Here is an 18,689-nt window from a genome sequence, read left to right on the forward strand (position 1 = left end):
TATAATAAAAGATAAATATAACAATTATTACATTAGACGCAAAGTAATAGAATTCAACTTACGTTGTCTTTTATCTGGTCCAATACCTTTAATTTCTTCAACAAATACCTTATCACCTGGTTTTGCTCTATTGATCAAGTCTTCAACTTGCTTATTACCTCTAGGTCCTTTCAAGTAAGCACTCTTTACTGGGAATGGTCCAAGAATCTCACCACGTTTAGGTAATAAACTGAATTCAAATTCAGTAACTACGAAACGTGCTTCAAAATCGAAAGCTTCAAGCTCAGCAACAACACCAGATTGTGCTTTAAATACGTTAGTTAATAAACCACCACCTGTTTTACCACCAATTTTAGCAACTGGATCGGGGATATATTTAACACGTATCTCAAGTCCACCAACTTTCTTAGGGCCATTGTCTGTTTTGGCCATAATGTCTGCCGGAACTTTACCTGCCTTAGTAACGTTAACTATATAGTGACCTTTACCTGCAGATGTATTTTCTGTAACAGTAGCACCTGGAATATTTACAGAGATATCCTCAAGAGAATAACCTGCCGCAGATACTGTAATTGGGTTTGGAACACCAATATAGAATACGTTCATTTTATCAAGTTGGATAGATGCACCTGTAGAACCAACCATGTATTCAAAAGAGTAATCTCTTTCTTCAACACGACCACCAAGGTCAATCGATACTTTACCTGATACAGTCTTTAAACCTACACCAGTAGCTGTAGTCTCCCAATGAGAAATACCACTATCTACTCTTGTTTCTTGGCCTGTGCTATAACTTACGTTAGGTTTTACGTGTCTGTTATATGCAGACATGAAAACTTTAGCAGTTATTTTTTGACCTTCAAGTGCATATGCTGGTGTTGGTATAGCAATAGCTTGGAATGCGTCAAACTTGATTTGTTCTGCTCCTGCACCATCAAATAACCTTTGAACAACCATTGCCTCACTACTTCTAATATCATTCTGGAATTTAGAAAGTAATGTTACAGCAGCCATCGTAGGCATTTTATTGAAGTAAGCCATAGACCAATCACCTTGAGGATTGTTCTCATTTTTCTCAGCTTCAATTATTTTGATTTGCATTTCCTTCTCCAATGACGCTCTTTGTGCTGGGTTTTCAATTGCGTTAAGCATCATGTTGCGTAAATCAGTCAATTTTTGCTTAAGCTCTTCACCACCCTTATCTTCAACAAGTAATTTTGTACTTGCATCAATATCGCTTTCATTCTTTATTTCGCCCTCATCATCATAACCACCAGCCTGTTGTATCACTTTATCCTTCCATTCTTCAAGGTATGATACCATTTCAGCAGAGGCTGCTTTTATTTGCTTTGCTCTATCGTTAAATGGTTTCACACGTGCTTTTTGACCTTCTTGATTTTCATTCTCATTGAAAGCGTCGTAAAGCTGGTTATTTTTCTGTTCAATAGCAGAATTAGAGGACTTAATACTTCTATTGATAGTTTTAAATGCATGCAGGATCTCAGATGACACGTTCAGTGCTAGCATTGCTGTCAACACCAAATACATCAAGTTAATCATTAACTGCCGCGGCTCTTTAGGTAGAGACATCCTGTTATAAGTTTACTTAGTTATTACTAAATTATTTTATACCCATTCACGCTTAAGATGTTATAAAAACACCATAAACTTCCTTATCACATTACTACTAGCGTCCCTGCATTGCAGTTAGCATGTTTCCATATATGCTATTAAGCGTAGTCAAGTTCTTAGACAATTGAGCAATTTGCTCTTTAGCAGCTACTGCATCTTGTGCACTAGAAGCCATTGCATCAGAAGCACTTACTAAGTTACTGTAGAACTTGTTCATTGCTTTAAGATGATTGTTAGCATCTTGCAACTCCACCTCATAAATTTGGTTTAGAGAACCAAGGTTACGAGATAATACTTGTACTTGCTCATGGAATTTAGTAGTATCCTCAGCAGCGTTGTTAAATGATGCCATAGTATTACTAGCACCAATGAATGTATTTTTCATTTCACCTAATGCAGAAGCTGCATCACGTGCACTTTGAGAATATTCATTTGTAGCAGATGTAACATCTGAAACATCTTTGATTTGCTCCACAACAGCTCCAAATCTCTGGAAGTTATCACCTAGCTTACGAATGTTAGCTGGAGTGATTTGTGCATCTTCCATCATCTTGTCTAGCGTAGCACCAGGAGAAACTTTACCTGCCGCAGAATCAAATTTAGACCCTTTACGGTAAGCCTCAACATGAGGATTCTCGTCAATATTTGGATAAAAACGCTCCCAGTAATAATCCTTGTGAGGAGGAAGCAAACCTAATAATGCAAATATAAACGCCTCAGTAAGCATACCTGCAGTAAGCATAATACCTGCAAATGGCCAGTGCTGAATTTTAAACAGTGCACCCAAAAGTACAACTGATGCACCCATACCAATGATAAGGTTTTTTATGTATTTACCTTGTTTGGTTTCAAAAAACAATGCTATAGAACCCATTGTATATATTTTTTCTAAGAGTTGACAATAATATTATAAAACACGTGCTACTAATACTAACGTTGATATATTAAAAATATTATCTAATAGTTAATATTTCAAGCTTTTCCTTTTACTTCTAGTTAGTGGTTCTTCTATTAGTTAATGCAGGATGTATCTGCTGGTAAATACAACGGAATCCGATGTAAGACTTAGCAGTATCTGCATACTCGTAATCACGAGTACTAGTTTGAAGATAGAAAGCAACATCTCTCCAGCTACCTCCACGTAGTACTTTACGCGTCATCCACTGAGGATCGTTCTCTTTTATTTTATAACCTATTTCAGGGTTAATATCAGAAACAGTTTGATAAGACGTTGTGAAATAAGAAGACTCAGTCCACTCAGCAACGTTACCTGCCATATTATATAAGCCATAATCATTTGGCCAATAACGGTCAACAGGAACAGTGTATAAACCACCATCAGCAGCATAGTTACCACGTTGAGGCTTGAAGTTAGCTAAGTAACAACCTTTTTTGTTAACCACATATGGTCCACCCCAAGGATAAGGAGACTCTGTACGTCCACCACGTGCTGCCCACTCCCACTCTGTTTCATTAGGAAGTTGGAACTTACCCTCAAAGTACATTTTATCATCTTCTCTTTCTACGCGCCATAGGTTGGTACGCCAGTTACAGAAAGCTTGAGCTTGGTGCCAGTTCACACCAACAACAGGATAGTTGTTAAATGCAGGGAACCAGTTATATTGCTTAGCAATAGGCTCGTTATAAGAATAAGTGAATTGTCTCATCCATACAGTAGTATCTGGATAGATAGCAATGTCTTTCTTAACGATAAAGTCTGTACGAGGAGCAGCTTGATTTTTAACGCTTGCTTCGTAATCAAACTCTTCGTAATGATATACTAGCTTAGAATTATCAAATTCTTTCACACCCCAACCTGTTTGGTTAGCAGGAATGTAGAAATTGATCAATTGATCTTGAAGATCTTCATCTTTCCAGTTGATACGTTTTTTCATATCCACTCTCTGACTACCATCATCAAGGTCAATGAAATCACCCAATTGTACATGCGCCATGGAATCGCGCACCCAGTTAGTAAACTGGCGGTACTCTGCATTTGAGATTTCAGTTGCATCCATATAGAAGCCTGTCATCTGAACTGTACGTATTAGCGCGTCGTTCTTGCCACGTACATCTTCATCACTGGCTCCCATTTTCAATACACCGGAAGGAACATATACCATACCTAGAGGAACAGGAGCGTTGTAGTTCATTTGGTTTGGTTCTCCTACCAACTGACCTCCGTTGCCTGGTCTGCCACAACTAGCAGCTAAGGCTATTAATGCTACCGCCGAGATCATCAGGGAAAGTTGTTTCATACTACTAATAGTTAATTTTTTTGCGATTAAGCAAATAAAGTAATTTTTTTTGGAACAATACACATATATGTCATTGAACCGATGCACAATATTTAAAGATTTTTCCAAAAATGCAAGTGTCAAAAAAAAAATTGTTAAGAAATTTAACAACGGAGACTTTTTATTAAACTAGTTCATACACAATATATTAATTACTCATTCGTAACTTTTCCAGTACTTCCTTTACTGTATTAACGGGTGGCAAACACATTTCTTTGCTGCAAATATTAATCTCTAGTTGTTGGGCAAATCCTCGAGACGAGAACCCATCCATATCGCTACCATCCTTTACAGGCAGTAGTTTGACGGCATTAGGTACATAATACTTCAGCAATTCCGCATGTAATTTTTCCGCATTATCTCCTATAAAATCCACCTTATACATGCCAACTAAACCATACTGTAACAGCTGAGCCCAATAGGCAAATGAACTAGGATATTTGACTGAATTTGCAGTCAAATTCGCTACCATATACTCCCCTTGTTCTATCCAATTATTTTTTTCTAAAGCCACCCCCAACCGGAGCAGATTATCAGCCATTACCGCATTAGCAGACGGTAAAGCCCCGTCATATACATCTACTTTCCTTACAGGTATATCTTTCTGCAAGGAAGAACTGTAGTAATAAAAGCTCTTATCCTCGTGCAAAAACTCATTGTTTACTCTTTCAATAATATCAACAGCTTCGTACAGTTTTTTCTTATCGCCAGTTACAGATGCATAGTTAATGATCGCATTTATCAAATAAGCTACATCATCAAGTTTAGCCGTGATCTTAGCTGTTCCATTTTTCCAGGTGTGTAATAGTTTATCCTCAAACACAAACACCTTCATCATCCATTCTAAATGTTCCGTAGCCTTTACCAAGTATTGGCTATCACCCAATACTGCAGCGGCTTTCGTCAATGCAACATTCATTAAAGCATTCCAAGACAATAATGATTTATCATCAGTTGAGGGGCGTATTTTCTTTGCTCTAATTGCAAATAATTGCTTTTTAAACAACTTTATTTTAGCGATAAAATCAGCTTCATTTTGACCGTTTTTTTCCGCTACTTCTTTTGCTGTTTTAGTAACATGCAGAATGTTTGTCCCCTCCCAATTACCGTCTCTTACCACCCCAAAATATTCAGTCAGTATAGGGGCTACATTCAATGCCTCCCACTCTTGCCATGTCCATGTATAGAACTTACCTTCTACCCCCTCACTATCCGCATCAATTGCGCAATAATAGCCTCCATTACCATTCGACAACTCTCGCTCACAAAAAGCTATAGTTTCTTCTATAACCTCTTTATACCGTTCGTTTTGAGTAAGGCTGTAAGCATCACATAGCACACTAACGATCAAGGCATTATCGTACAACATCTTTTCGAAGTGCGGTGCTAACCATTTATCGTCAGTAGAATATCTAGCAAAACCTCCACCTATCTGGTCATAAATACCGCCATTTATCATCATATCTAATGACAATAAAGCCTGTTTTAACGCACTCTCATTACAATAAAAATGATAGTTGTCTAACAGATACTTGATAGCCATTGTTGAAGGGAATTTTGGCGCCTTACCAAAGCCTCCATATCGACTATCAGCATTTTTCAACAAAGTATTTAGCAGCTCTTCATTAACTTCTTTTGATACTCTTTTTTGTTCTGTTCTAGTTGCAATTAATGACGTTTGTTTCAAGTATTGCAGCATTTGGGTTGTCTGCATTTTTACTTCTCCTGTTTGCTTTACCCATATCTCATTCATTCTTTCCAACACTTGCCTCCAAGACAACCTGCCATACATTTCTGTCGGGGGGAAATAAGTTCCTCCATAAAACGGTATTCTATCTGCGGTAACAAAAACATTCAAAGGCCATCCTCCATTACCCGTTATAGCCTGCACTGCATCCATATACATTCCATCCACATCGGGGTGTTCTTCTCTATCAACTTTCACGTTGATAAAATGCTCATTCATATATGCAGCCGTTTCTTCATTTTCAAAGCTTTCACGTTCCATTACATGGCACCAATGACAAGCTGCATAGCCTATACTCACCAATACAGGTTTACCTTCCTTTGCTGCCCTATCAAAGGCATCATCACCCCATGCGTACCAGTCAACAGGATTGTGCGCATGCTGCTGTAAATAGGGGCTTTGTTCATGTATCAATCGATTAGCCATGATCTTATTTTTTTCAAAAATACGAGACAAAAAAAATGGCTCAAATTACTTTGAGCCATTCATCAAAATTATATTGAAGTGTCTTACTTATTATCATTAAGGAATAGTTCTATTGCTGATGCCATAGAAGGTGCATTAGGCATTGGTGCTTTTATGTCTAACCTCAAGCCTGCATCCTCAATAGCTTTTGACGTACTAGGCCCAAATGCTCCGATCAGGGTACCGTTTTGCTTAAACTTTGGATCATGCTCAAACAATGTTTGAACACTGTTAGGACTAAAGAAAACGATCACATCAAACCCTTCTTTCATAACGGGTGCTATATCTGTCGACTGCGTTCTAAAAAGTGTAGCCTCTACAAAGTCACATTCTTCATTTGTCATGAATTGGCAAATGTCGTTTTTCCCCCCCGTATCGGAAGTAGGAAGGATAAAGCGCTCATTGTTTTTATGTTTCGCTATTATCTCCAATAAGCCATCAGTACTACCATCTGCCGAAAAGAATACTTTTCTTTTACGATACAGAATAAACTTTTGCAAGTAAAGTGCTACAGCCTCAGTACTACAGAAATACTTCATGTCTTGTGACACTTTGACCTTCAACTCTTCACAAATTCTGAAAAAGTGATCAATAGCTTTTCTACTGGTGAAAACAATAGCTGTAAAGGCAGTAATATCGATCTTCTGTTTACGGAAATCCTTACCGCTTAACCCTTCTACACTGATGAATGGGTGAAACTCTAAGTCAAAACCATATTTTTTTGCTAAATCAAAGTAGGGAGACTTGTCTGTTTTAGGACGTACGTGTGTGATAAGCACTTTATTTACCTTAACTTCCTTTGCTCCTGCTTTCTTTTTAGAACGTACAACTTTAGCCATATAAGGTTTGCAATAGTTTTAAAAACTGTTTGTTTAGAGCGCATTATTAATAGTAAATAATGCTAGTCAACATTTTTATCAAAACTGCCATTGGCAGCAATTCTGAGGCGCAAAGGTAGGTAAAAAAATGGAAACGGCTGTATTGAAAAACCGAGCCAATCACCTGCCAAGAGCGCAAATACCGGTTAATGAGTAAAAGACCAACAAGGACAAATGACACTATTGCCAAAGGAGCATACATTGCCGGCTTGGCAAATGCTAGCAAGACAATAATGGGCAATAACAATATGGCAATTACCTTATTAATGAGAAATACATTAAACAAGTAATTGTCCGCCACCATTTTAAAGTTGAAGATCCACCCACTGAAACGGATAATCGTATATTTTACAATATACACCACCAAAACAGCCGATATAAATATCAACAAAAGCACAGACGGAGAAAACAAGGCTAAACGTTGGGGATAGAATATGGTTGTTACATAATACAGATAGGTACCTAGTGAGACTGCAAAGAAAATATTCATAAACAACCCCGTCCATCCAGCAGTCATCAGCTGGTCTTTTAATTGCATTTGGCTCAATTCAGGGTTTCTAAAAGACCGCCAAAGATTATAAAAATACCTGCCGTTCGTAAAGTTGATAACACCAAAAAACAAAACAATAGCGATAAGCCAGTAGAGATCAAAGGTGTTATCATCCCTATGACGAAAGCGCTCCACTCTTGCCTCTGTCTCTGCTATCAGCATAGGATTGGTTGTCATTAAGCTATCATACGCTTGCTTGGTTTGGATAGTCAAATCCTCGCTATTTATTGACATGCCATACTTTGCAGCCAAAGGGTTGGCTTTCCCATCACGGGCCAGAAACGTCAGAGAACAAAAAAATAATAACAGGATGCCTAAACGCATAATAAGCTACAAAGTTACAACCAAACAGCACATAGTTGCATAACCGAGCATTTATCTTTGCTGAAATAAATTCAGATTTCGCCTAACCAAATTGTACAGCACCTCCATTTTAGGCTTGTACTTATCTACACAATTAGACAATGCGATGTTTCTAGACTGCTTAAAACAAGTCATTAGATCCCCGTCACAGATCACTCTGATATCAACCGCTATCCTATACGCCCAGTAATCTGAAAATCGGCTACTAACAAGATGGTTTTTTTGGTATAAAAAGGCAGCCAAGTCAGATGGGTGCTGCTCTGCAAAATGTCGGCATACAACTGTCAACTGTTTACTTAGATCACCACGTGCTGTCTTCAACATTCTTGTAGTTAACAGTATATAAAAAGGCCTGGTTTCGTTATTATCAGTAAACATACTATCTGCTGTTTCTAAAGCCTTATCTATGTTCTTAGTTGTTAATCTGCCTGTATAAAACTCAATAGCATCTTCAGAAACGCCACTATGTTGCAGGTAAAAACTGATAGGTTTTAGTTCCTGAGCTTGCGATGCGATACTAAACATCAAGAGAACAAATATTTTGACTAAGGTCGATCTCATTGCAAAAAGTAATCCCACTAATATAAATAAAATAGCTGTACAACTGCTACACAACCCCATATAGATAAGGAAAAGCTACTACCTTTGTCTAACTTGACAACAAATATATGGCTGGTATATACTTACACATACCCTTTTGCAAACAAGCCTGTGTGTATTGCAATTTTCACTTCTCTACCTCTCTCAATCTAAAAGCAGAACTGCTTAGTGCGTTACATAAAGAAGTCGCCTTACAAAGCAGTTATCTTAATGGGCAACAGATCGAGACCATATATTTTGGTGGAGGCACACCATCACTGCTCCATGCAGAGGAAATCAACCAACTGATTGAAACAATTAGCAAGCACTACGAACTGAGTAGCTTAAAAGAGTGTACCCTTGAAGCAAACCCTGACGATCTATCAACCACCTATTTAAAACAACTAAAAAACACTCCCGTAAACAGGCTGAGCATTGGGGTGCAATCTTTCTACGATAGAGATCTGACATATATGCAACGTGCTCATAATGCTCAAGAAGCTGACTATTGCATAAAAGCAGCTCAAGACAATGAGTTTACCAACCTAACTATCGACCTTATATACGGAACACCGGGACTTACAGATACAGACTGGAGGAAAAATTTGGCTAAAATAAAAGAGCTTAGCATCCCTCACTTTTCCTCTTATGCCCTAACGGTTGAAGAAGGAACAGCACTACACCATAATATTAATAAGAAAGCAGCCCGCGCTGTAGACCTCTCACAAGCAGCAGACCAGCTAACAATCTTGATGCAAGAAGCAGAAGCTATGGGCTATGAGCACTATGAGATATCCAACCTTTCATTACCCAACCATTACGCCATTCACAATACTAATTATTGGCATGGCAAGCATTATTTAGGTATAGGCCCTTCGGCACACTCTTTTGATGGCAAAAGTAGAAGATGGAACATTGCAAACAATGCTCTTTACATCAAAAACATTTCGGGAGAGGGGAAACTGAATTATGAAGAAGAAATACTCTCTAAAACACAACAAATAAACGAATACATCATGACGGCGCTGCGTACGAAATGGGGTATTGACTTAGAAAAAACAGCAACACAATGGGGCAGTGACTACTGTAATGAGATAATGAAAAATAGTGTGCGCTATAAAGAAGATGGTTATTTACTGCACAATGCTAACAATACACTTACACTTACTAATAAGGGGAAACTGATCGCAGACCATATAGCCAGCGAACTATTTTTTCTATAACTTTAGTAAAACCAAACAGCAACTTATGCAAACCCTTATCCGCATCTTTATCCTTAGCCTTTTTAGCATCATTTCACTTACAACTAATGCTCAAAGCATTTTCATTGTAAGACAATTTGATAACAACATCAATAAAGAGCCTAAAATTTGTCCTATAGACAAAAACGAATTGGTGACGGCTAGCAGAGAAATGTTTGAGGGGTCGAATCCTAAATATATTATCGTTGACCTAATTGCTGATGGCTACCTCAGCCTTACTGATTCTTTTGATTATAATATCAACATCAAACTATCAGCCCCTCCGTTTAAAGATGCCAAGTTTGCCCTAAACCTACCTGTAGATGTTCAAAAAGCATATGTAGCCAAGTTTGAAAGATTTCTTACAGCAACTGGCATGACTAAAAAGCGCTATGAAGGGCACACAGGTAGCTTCAGTTTCCACAACACCATCACTAAAGAAGACATCCTTAACCCCTACTCCTCCTTTAGAAACGAATCTTTTCTAGAGCTAAAAATGCTTGGCTATTACTATTATAAAGATGAAGGCTATTTACGTATATATCGAGAACTGGCAAAGGATAGGCTTGCACCACTAGATAAAGCTTTAAACCTAGATTTTAGCCGCAAGGGCTTTTTCGTTCATGGCAAAAGGCTAACCAATGTACAAAGGCAAAAATACTCTGACATATGCCTGAAATACTTTGGCAATAATTACTATACTGACAACTCTAGCTGGAGAGTAGGTGCACTAGCTGAAAACACCTTAGAGAAAGAAATAGCCCAACTAAAAATGGAACTTACAGAGCAGTCTGTAGAGAAATAATTGCCATATTTACCCAAATACAACATAATAGATTGCTCATTAAAAAAAAATCAATGTGCTTTTCTATAATGCAATCACTATTTTAGAGGCGTAAATAGTAAATCAATGAAACTTCTTGAAAATAAAGTAGCATTAGTAACTGGTGCTAGTAGAGGCATCGGTGAGGCGATAGCTATAAAATTTGCCGAGCATGGCGCTAACATAGCCTTTACATACTTATCATCTGACGAGAAAGCTAAAGCACTTGAAGAAAAATTGGCTGGATTAGGCGTAAAAGCAAAAGCTTATAAGTCTGACGCAGGCGATTATATTGCTGCAGAAACATTAGCCAAAAGTGTACAAGAAGACTTTGGCGCTATTGATATTTGCGTTAACAACGCAGGCATCTCTAAAGACAACTTATTGCTACGTATGACCCCTGAGCAGTGGGACGACGTAATGCAGGCCAACTTAAAATCTGTTTTCAACCTTACGAAGCAAGTAATAAGGCCTATGATGAAAGCTCGCTCAGGCAGCATCATCAACATGAGCTCTATAGTGGGCATGAAGGGTAATGCAGGTCAAAGTAGCTATGCTGCTTCCAAGGCCGGTATCATTGGTTTTACCAAATCAATTGCAGCTGAAATTGGCAGCAGGAATATACGTTGCAATGCAATTGCCCCAGGATTTATTGAAACAGACATGACACACTACCTGAAAGATGGTGGTGCGGATGCTTGGTTTGAAAAAATACCTTTACAACGCTTTGGGAAGCCTGAAGAGATTGCCAATGTTGCGCTATTCTTAGCTTCTGACATGAGCGGCTACGTTACAGGCCAAGTACTAAGTGCTTGTGGAGGAATGAATATGTAATTTAACTATAGCAATATATAGAAAGCTTTAAGATTAAAGCTGTAATTTTGCTATCAAATAAGAATAAATGCAGAAGATAAACGCTGCAATAACAGCAGTTGGCGGATACGTTCCTGACTACATTCTAACTAACAAAGAGTTAGAAACTATAATTGACACTACCGACGAGTGGATAACGACAAGAACAGGCATAAAGGAACGCCGCATACTTAAAGGCGAGGGCAAAGGCTCATCTGACATTGCCGTCGAAGCTGTAAAAGAAATATTCCGCAAAACAGGCGTTAAACCAGAAGAGATAGACCTAGTGATCTGTGCTAGTACTACTCCTGATATGGTTTTCCCTGCAACTGCCAATATTGTATCAGACAAAGCAGGCATGGTCAATGCATTTGGCTATGATATCAATGCTGCTTGTAGTGGTTTTCTTTACGCACTTACTACAGGTGCTCAGTTTATACAAACAGGAAAATACAAGAAGGTAATTGTTATAGGTGTAGATAAAATGAGTTCTATACTTAACTATGAAGACCGTACAACTTGTATCATATTTGGAGATGGAGGGGGCGCTGTACTCCTAGAGCCTACTGAAGAAGATTATGGTATAATGGACTCAGTATTAAAGAGCGACGGTAGTGGCAGAGCTTATTTGCACCAAAAAGCAGGTGGTTCGGTAAGGCCTGCAACTATAGAAACGGTACAGAACAAAGAACACTTTGTATACCAAGAAGGTAAAACAGTATTTAAGTTTGCTGTAAAGAACATGGCTGATGTTGCTGCCGAAATAATGGAACGTAACAACCTAAGCTCTGAAGATGTTTCTTGGCTAGTACCACACCAAGCTAACAAGCGCATAATAGATGCAACTAGAGAGCGTATGGGTCTTCCTGAAGAGAAAGTAATGATCAACATACAGAAGTATGGTAACACTACTAATGGCACATTACCACTTTGCCTTTGGGAGTGGGAAGACCAACTTAAAAAAGGTGACAACATCGTATTAGCTGCTTTTGGTGGTGGCTTTACATGGGGCGCTACATATATTAAGTGGGCCTACGATGGTAAAAAGTAAACCTCATAACACTTATAAATAAAACAGCCGGTAAGTATTACTTACCGGCTGTTTTATTATTTCTAAGAATCGTTTGTAAAGCCACTAAGTCAAATTCCCTTTATGATCAACATTAGCTAACTGTCCGCAAGCTGCGTCTATATCCTTACCTCTACTCCTACGCAACCTTGCATTAACCTTCTTACTTTCTAGATAGCGCATAAACTCATCTACTTTCGCTTCGTCCGGTTTTTCAAAGTCCGCTTTATCAATAGGATTATACTCAATAATATTTACAAGATCTGCAGGCACCTGACGGTAAATTTTTACCAATTCGTCCGCATCGCTTATATCATCATTAAAGTCTTTGAACAGGATATACTCAAAGGTTATTTCATTCTTGGTTTTTTGATAGAAGTAATTCAGTGCATCTATCAACTCCTTAAGATTATTGCTTTCGTTGATAGGCATGATCTCATTTCTCTTGAAATCATTGGCAGCATGTAGCGATAAGGCCAATTTAAAACGAACCTCATCGTCTCCCAGCTGGCGTATCATCTTTGCAATACCCGCAGTAGATACTGTTATTCTTCTAGGACTCATCCCCAAACCGTCGGGCGAGCTAATACGCTCTACGGCCTTAAGCATATTTTTATAATTCAGCAAAGGCTCTCCCATACCCATAAACACAATATTGGTCAGCTTTCTCCCATAGTTCTCTAATGATTGCTCATTGGCAAGCGTTACCTGATCTACTATCTCGTCATAATTAAGATTTCTCTTACGTGCCAAAAAACCTGTGGCACAAAACTTACAAGACAAGGAACAACCCACTTGAGAGGACACGCATACTGTCATTCTTTTTTCTGTGGGTATCAATACACTCTCTATATAATACTTATCATCCAGTTGCAATCGGTTTTTAATAGTACCGTCGCTACTAAATTGACTATGATCTACAGAAACTTTAGGTATATTAAATTTCTCTGAGAGCTTAGCTCTTAACTCTTTAGACAAGTTGGTCATTCCCTCTATATCATGCACATGCTTATCCCACACCCATTCATATATCTGCTTGGCTCTAAAACCAGGTTCTCCCAACTCTTTCATCAAGTCGGTCAAATCCTCTAAACTATAATGCCTGATATTTTTCATTCTGCAAAGGTACATTACTAATACAGAAGTATAACAATACTTAAATCCAACACTATTAATCTTAGAATAATAGACGGTCTATACCTTCAACTGAATTATTTTCATACTTTTGGTACAAATTAAAATAAATCGACTATGAAAAAGTTTTTACGCTTTATTGGTATTCTTCTGGTTATATTGATAGTGGGCTTTTTAATACTATGTGTAACAGGAGAAAAAGACGTTAACATTGAACGTTCTACAACCATAAATGGTTCAAAACAAGCTGTTTGGAACCAAATGGTAAAATTTGACAACTGGACAAACTGGAGCCCGTGGAAAGCTATGGATTCTACAATGACGTATACTGTAGATGGTACCGATGGAGAAGTAGGTAGTGTATATACATGGACAGGTGAAAAATCTGGCAAAGGAAGCATTACTAACAATAATGTATCTGGCAATATGATGAGCTATGACATGCACTTCATTGAGCCATTTGATGCCACAGCTGACGGTTACTTAAAAGTAGAGGGCGACGATGGAAATGTTACTGCTATATGGGGCTACCATACTACTCAAAGCTTCTTCATGAGAGGCATGTCATCATTAATGGGTATGAAAAGCATGCTAGAAGCCAGCTTTGATGAAGGCCTTGGTTACCTAAAAGAATATGTAGAAAGCGGCAAAGCGTCTGCATTCAACATTCAAACTACAACCTTCCCTGCTACTACTTATGCATCAGTAAGGGGCACGGTTAAATTTGCTGACATGCAGAACTATTTTCAAGAATCTTATGGCAAGATATATGGCGCAGCGGGAGATAGAATAGACAAGACTAAACCTGCTGGAGCTATCTACTACAAGTGGGATGAAGAAAACGGACAAGCTGATATGGCACCTACATTTGCAGTAACTGATGGAGACGACATAAAAGGCGTAGACATGGCACGTATACCTGAATCTCAAGCTTATATGATCAAGTACCAAGGAGGCTATTCAGGTTCTTACAATGCTCATATGGCGCTAGGCGAACATCTTGGAAAGAGTGGCAAAGAGCTTAATGTTGTAATTGAAGAATATGTAGTAAGCCCTGAGCAAGAAACAGACTCGAACAAATTTGTAACAAACATCTACTATCTAACTAAGTAGATGATATTATTAATACTTTTAAGCAGCAGATACACAATGTATCTGCTGCTTTTTCGTTATTAAGGTTCCTAAACTTATATTCGCAGACTCAACTGCAAATTTCCTTGCCTGCATGAAGGTATCTGTCATTATAGTCAACTACAACGTAAAATACTTTTTAGAAGTATGTTTACACTCAGTATCAAGAGCTTGTGCAAAGCTGGATGCTGAAATAATTGTGGTGGATAACGACTCTTATGACGATAGTTGTAAGATGGTGAAGGACAAGTACCCCGAAGTGGTACTTATTGAGAACAAGGACAACAAAGGCTTTTCTAAAGCTAACAATCAGGGGGTAGCCATTGCCAAAGGAGAGTATATCCTCTTCCTCAACCCTGACACCGTAATGCCTGAAGATTTTTTAGAAAAGCTTACTAGCTATATGGACACCCATCCTGATGCTGGCGCCATAGGACCAAGGATAATAGATGGGAAAGGCCAATTTGCACCAGACGGGAAAAAATCTTTCCCTTCTTTATCGGTAGCTATATTTAAGACTACCGGCATTAATAAGCTATTCAAGAAATCGCCCTATTTCAACAAATATTATGCAGTACATATAGGTGATAATGAAACCGCGGCGGTAGACGTACTATCGGGTTGCTGTATGATGGTAAGACGATCTCTTTTAAAAGAGATCGGAGGTGCATTTGATGAAGATTATTTCATGTATTGCGAAGATGTAGACCTTTCTTACAGAATACAACAGTCTGGGCATAAGAACATATACTACCCAGAAACAACTATAATACATTATAAAGGAGAAAGTACCAGAAAAGCGACGTTGTCTTATGTAAGGATATTTAATGAAGCGCTTTCTCTTTTTGTAAAAAAGCACTATAGCAAACAAAGTGCTCGTTTATTCATCCTATTTATCAATGTAGGCATCATCCTCAGGGCAATACTGGGAGCGGCAAAACAAGTGCTTAAGGTATTAAGAATGCCGCTGTTCGATGCATTGATACTACTAGGAACACTTTGGTTCATGAAAGACTTTTGGGTAGAACAGGTAAAAAGCATTCAGCCAATTCCTCTGAGCTCTGTCCTTGCAACCTTCCCTGTTTATATTCTACTATGGCTCTTCAGCTTGTATATGAATGGCGCCTACGACCAGTCCTACCGAGCGACTAGAGTTATAAGAGGCATGGTAATAGGCACCGTGCTTATTTTGGCCTACTACGGTATGCTACAACCTGGCTTACGTTATTCCAGAGCTATCATAATACTTAGCGGATTTATAGGCACAGTGGCCATGCTTGGCTTACATGAGCTTTTTTACAGACTAGGTATTATCAAGTTCATTCCATACGACAAACTACCTAGCAAAGCCGTAATAGTAGGAGCTAATGAGGCTTATAAAAACACAACGGACACTTTACAAAAAGTGCACTACGCTCCAGAGGTTTCGGGTCGCATCTCCCCTACTGATGATAAAAATAATGCTTTGGCATCACTCCAAGACATGAAGGCTTTCATATATACTGCAAGTATCAACGAAGTGATCTTTTGTGTAAATGGGCTTAGCTATAGCCAAATCTTAAAACAGATGGAGCTTTGCGGAGCCGACAACGATTATAAAATACATATCCCTGGCAGCCAAAGCTTTGTAGGAAGCAACTCTAGCCATACAGCAGGAGACTTATATACTATAGACCGCACTTACAATTTGGCACGTTTTGCCCAACAAAGGAATAAGCGCATTTTAGACGTACTCGTGTCAATTATCATGTTACTTATCAGCCCCATTTTTATATTCATGGTTAAACGACCATTTAATTACTTAAGTAACTGCATACTTGTCTTAACAGGAAAAAATACTTGGGTGGGCTACACAGACCCTATTAACGAATATTTACCCTCTTTAAGGGAAGGAATACTACCACCATACAATATATTGACAGACTTTAAGCCAGATGAAGACCTTATCGATAAACTGAACAACACCTATGCCCAACAATACACCCCTAGCGCAGACATTGGCTTAATACTTAAGAACTATAAATATATGGGAGGTTTCTAAAAAAATGTTTTGCAATTTTAATAAAGTGTTTATTTTTGCACTCCCAGCAACAACATTCCTCTTTAGCTCAGCTGGTTAGAGCATCTGACTGTTAATCAGAGGGTCGTTGGTTCGAGTCCAACAAGAGGAGCTTAAAAGGGCTATACTGATGTATAGCCCTTTTCCTTTTGTATTAATCTATATTTACCTTTACTTTCCTCAATGCCAATAGTGCTAACAGACCAATAATTAGTTCTACTAGCATGGCAACCATCAAACCCTGAGCAGGGATTCCATCTAATGCTAAACTTAATAATCGTCCAACACCATAAGAAAGGAACACAAGAGCCGATAAGAGTAATGCTATATACCTCCAACGAACTCTAAAAGCACCAATTAATATAATGACACTAATGGATAAAATAGACAAGCCTGGGGCTCTTATCTCGCTAAGCTGGCTTACATTACCCTGCATTATAATATCGTATTGGGCTTGCATTGACACTGGAAAAAATGTCAGACCAACACCTACAGCTAAGCCTATTAGACCAGCGATCACCAAAAACAGGCTTGTTAATTTGTTACTATTCATTTGCATTTAGTTTTAAATAAGTTTTAGTTATTAATGAATGCAAATGTGGGGTTGATATGGCTATATTATTTGTTTGAAAAGAATTACTATTTGTTTGAAAGGTATTATTTTGAAACCTGTTCGTAATACCAACTTATTACTATACAAAACATTTATATGCTTTCTACTAACTTTCTTTTTATCTCATTGGGCAATCTTGTTAGCAGTTCATAATTCAGCTCATTGATCATCTCTCCGAAAGAGGCTACACTTATTTCCTTATTATTTTCCTCCCCTATCAATATAACTTTATCACCTATTGAAACACCAGGAACATCTGTAATATCTACAACAATACAATTCATATTCACAATACCGACAACTGGTAACAATTGCCCTTTTAGCAATACAATACCTGAATTACTTAACCCCCTACTAAAGCCATGCGAATACCCAACAGGGATTGTTGCTATTTCCATATTTCTCTTGGCAAGAAAGGAGTATCCATAACCTATATAAGCCCCCTTAGGTACTATTTTTGTGCTCATTACATTACTTGTCCAGTTAATCACTCTATGCAGTGGAGATGATACAACATCACCATCCTCAAACTCTTTCTTGGTCAAGTATTCCACTTTTAATTCCTGACTTGGCCAAAAGCCATATTGCATGATACCAATACGCACCATATCATAGTGCATCTCCGGAAGACGCAATGAAGCGGCAGAACAACAAGTATGTATTATTTCAGGTTCAACACCCGATGCTTTAAACTGTTTTAATACTTTTCTAAACGCGGCTTTTTGCTTTCTTAATCTCACATAGTTACTAATATGCTCAGCACCTGCAAAATGCATACATAACCCTCTAAAAGTCAAAAAGTCTTTATTCTTTTCAAGGGTACTAATAACCATATCCATATCCTTTTCCTCAAAACCAGTACGGTACATCCCTGTCTCTACCTCTATATGAACTATAGCCCTCTTACCCTGTCGCTCAGCTTCGTTGATTGCCTTTAGCAATCTGCTTTTTTCGAAAACATAAAATTCTACATCATTAGCTACTGCCCAGCTTATGTCCTCGTCAGCCATTGCCCCCATAATCATTATAGCGGTACTCTTTTTTGCTACTCTATGCACTTTATATGCTTCTTCTGCATCGAAAACAGAGAAATGCGAAACACCACACTCTTCAGCAAAAGGCACATATGTTTCTATACCATGCCCGTAAGCATTACCTTTCACAACTGCACTTATTTTTACTTGGCGAGGGAAATAAGATTGTAGAAAATCCCAGTTGTTTTTTATAGCTGACTTATCTAGAGATATCTCTGTCAT

At 38.2% G+C, this 18,689-nt stretch carries 16 protein-coding genes and 1 tRNA gene; 7 read left to right on the plus strand and 10 right to left on the minus strand.

Annotation, left to right across the window (positions count from 1 at the left end):
* Window positions 1-27 precede the first annotated feature (27 nt).
* From gldM to R2800_09160, 7 genes are all read right to left on the minus strand, one after another.
* Window positions 28-1,590, minus strand: coding sequence for a gliding motility protein GldM (gldM, locus tag R2800_09130; GenBank protein MEZ5017202.1), 1,563 nt, complete (start codon window positions 1,588-1,590; stop codon window positions 28-30).
* A 97-nt stretch (window positions 1,591-1,687) separates the two neighbouring features.
* Window positions 1,688-2,506: a gliding motility protein GldL gene (gene gldL / locus R2800_09135; GenBank protein ID MEZ5017203.1), complete on the minus strand. Its 819-nt coding sequence runs from the start codon at window positions 2,504-2,506 to the stop codon at window positions 1,688-1,690.
* 118 nt (window positions 2,507-2,624) lie between these two features.
* Entirely contained in the window at window positions 2,625-3,890 is a 1,266-nt protein-coding gene (locus tag R2800_09140) for an SUMF1/EgtB/PvdO family nonheme iron enzyme (GenBank protein MEZ5017204.1), read from the minus strand.
* A gap of 187 nt (window positions 3,891-4,077) precedes the next feature.
* Entirely contained in the window at window positions 4,078-6,102 is a 2,025-nt protein-coding gene (locus R2800_09145) for a thioredoxin domain-containing protein (GenBank protein ID MEZ5017205.1), read from the minus strand.
* 83 nt (window positions 6,103-6,185) lie between these two features.
* Complete coding sequence (locus R2800_09150) at window positions 6,186-6,980, minus strand: uroporphyrinogen-III synthase (GenBank protein ID MEZ5017206.1); 795 nt, start codon at window positions 6,978-6,980, stop codon at window positions 6,186-6,188.
* Between the two features lie 46 nt (window positions 6,981-7,026).
* The gene (locus tag R2800_09155) at window positions 7,027-7,893 is read right to left on the minus strand and encodes a DUF4271 domain-containing protein (GenBank protein ID MEZ5017207.1); all 867 of its coding nucleotides are present in this window, start codon (window positions 7,891-7,893) and stop codon (window positions 7,027-7,029) included.
* 51 nt (window positions 7,894-7,944) lie between these two features.
* A complete protein-coding gene (locus tag R2800_09160; protein ID MEZ5017208.1) occupies window positions 7,945-8,493 on the minus strand; it encodes a hypothetical protein in 549 nt (182 codons plus the stop codon).
* A 107-nt stretch (window positions 8,494-8,600) separates the two neighbouring features.
* On the opposite strand from R2800_09160, the gene hemW reads away from it, so the two are divergent.
* The 4 genes from hemW (at window position 8,601) to R2800_09180 (ending at window position 12,478) form a co-directional block, all read left to right on the plus strand.
* On the plus strand, window positions 8,601-9,734 hold the full coding sequence (hemW, locus tag R2800_09165; protein ID MEZ5017209.1) for a radical SAM family heme chaperone HemW: 1,134 nt from the start codon (window positions 8,601-8,603) through the stop codon (window positions 9,732-9,734).
* Window positions 9,735-9,759: 25 nt separating this feature from the next.
* A complete protein-coding gene (locus R2800_09170; GenBank protein MEZ5017210.1) occupies window positions 9,760-10,557 on the plus strand; it encodes a hypothetical protein in 798 nt (265 codons plus the stop codon).
* A 105-nt stretch (window positions 10,558-10,662) separates the two neighbouring features.
* A complete protein-coding gene (gene fabG / locus R2800_09175) occupies window positions 10,663-11,409 on the plus strand; it encodes a 3-oxoacyl-[acyl-carrier-protein] reductase (GenBank protein ID MEZ5017211.1) in 747 nt (248 codons plus the stop codon).
* 67 nt (window positions 11,410-11,476) lie between these two features.
* On the plus strand, window positions 11,477-12,478 hold the full coding sequence (locus R2800_09180; GenBank protein ID MEZ5017212.1) for a beta-ketoacyl-ACP synthase III: 1,002 nt from the start codon (window positions 11,477-11,479) through the stop codon (window positions 12,476-12,478).
* Window positions 12,479-12,562: 84 nt separating this feature from the next.
* Here R2800_09180 and rlmN read toward each other — a convergent pair whose 3' ends face one another.
* Entirely contained in the window at window positions 12,563-13,612 is a 1,050-nt protein-coding gene (gene rlmN, locus R2800_09185; protein ID MEZ5017213.1) for a 23S rRNA (adenine(2503)-C(2))-methyltransferase RlmN, read from the minus strand.
* A gap of 135 nt (window positions 13,613-13,747) precedes the next feature.
* Here rlmN and R2800_09190 point away from each other — a divergent pair, with 135 nt between their 5' ends.
* The 3 genes from R2800_09190 to R2800_09200 all read left to right on the plus strand — a co-directional run bounded on the left by R2800_09190 (window position 13,748) and on the right by R2800_09200 (window position 16,932).
* The gene (locus R2800_09190) at window positions 13,748-14,743 is read left to right on the plus strand and encodes an SRPBCC family protein (GenBank protein ID MEZ5017214.1); all 996 of its coding nucleotides are present in this window, start codon (window positions 13,748-13,750) and stop codon (window positions 14,741-14,743) included.
* A 112-nt stretch (window positions 14,744-14,855) separates the two neighbouring features.
* Window positions 14,856-16,802: a glycosyltransferase family 2 protein gene (locus tag R2800_09195; protein ID MEZ5017215.1), complete on the plus strand. Its 1,947-nt coding sequence runs from the start codon at window positions 14,856-14,858 to the stop codon at window positions 16,800-16,802.
* Between the two features lie 56 nt (window positions 16,803-16,858).
* Window positions 16,859-16,932 (plus strand) — tRNA-Asn (locus R2800_09200).
* A gap of 42 nt (window positions 16,933-16,974) precedes the next feature.
* Here R2800_09200 and R2800_09205 read toward each other — a convergent pair.
* Both R2800_09205 and alr read right to left on the minus strand, forming a co-directional pair.
* The gene (locus R2800_09205; protein ID MEZ5017216.1) at window positions 16,975-17,373 is read right to left on the minus strand and encodes a DUF4345 domain-containing protein; all 399 of its coding nucleotides are present in this window, start codon (window positions 17,371-17,373) and stop codon (window positions 16,975-16,977) included.
* A 152-nt stretch (window positions 17,374-17,525) separates the two neighbouring features.
* Window positions 17,526-18,689 (minus strand): alanine racemase, encoded by a 1,164-nt coding sequence (gene alr, locus R2800_09210; GenBank protein MEZ5017217.1) that lies wholly within the window; start codon window positions 18,687-18,689, stop codon window positions 17,526-17,528.

The sequence above is a fragment of the Flavipsychrobacter sp. genome (assembly GCA_041392855.1).
In the GTDB taxonomy this organism is placed as follows: domain Bacteria; phylum Bacteroidota; class Bacteroidia; order Chitinophagales; family Chitinophagaceae; genus UBA5543.